Annotated in this window: 1 protein-coding gene; it reads right to left on the reverse strand. The window is 64.0% G+C overall.

Translation table 11 applies throughout. From position 1 onward, the window contains the following. A partial coding sequence (locus tag HMPREF9141_RS12395) for a PD-(D/E)XK nuclease domain-containing protein (protein ID WP_007369122.1) occupies positions 1–555 on the reverse strand: 555 nt, incomplete at its 5' end.

A 555-nucleotide genomic window follows, 5' to 3' on the forward strand; every position in this document is an offset into this window, starting at 1 on the left:
CTATTCCCCGATCTTCCACTCCTCGATGCACCGCCGGTCCAGAGAGAAGTTGACGCCGATCCTGTAGAGCTTCCGGCCGTCCACGGCGAAGGGGGCGGCATAGTCCTTCCCGTCGATCTGGCGGAGGGCGGCATCGGCGGAGCCGTCCAGCTTGAACTCGATGATGTAGAGGTAGCCGTGCGTGCCGATGACCATGTCCATGCGCCCGTCGCTGGTCACCCGCTCCACCTGCGTGTAGAACCCGAGCATCTTCGACACGAGGTAGAAGGCGTTCTGGAAGTACAGTTCCGAATCGCCCACGATCCTGTAGTCGGTGTCGGAGAGCATCGCCGCCATGAGCCGCATGAAGTCGTCGGGGCGGCCCGCCCGCAGGGAGCGGACGAAGTTGGCGACGGAGAAGGGCGTGCTGCGCTCCGCCCCCATGTAGAAAGGAAGCAGGAAGCGGGTGAACCCCTCCTCCACCTCCTTGTTGGGGAAGCCGAGGCGGTACTCCCCGAACTCCGGGTCGTAGCCCTTGATGGTGAGGTAGCCGCTCTGGTAGATGACGGGGATGGG

This window comes from Prevotella multiformis DSM 16608 (assembly GCF_000191065.1).
GTDB lineage: Bacteria > Bacteroidota > Bacteroidia > Bacteroidales > Bacteroidaceae > Prevotella > Prevotella multiformis.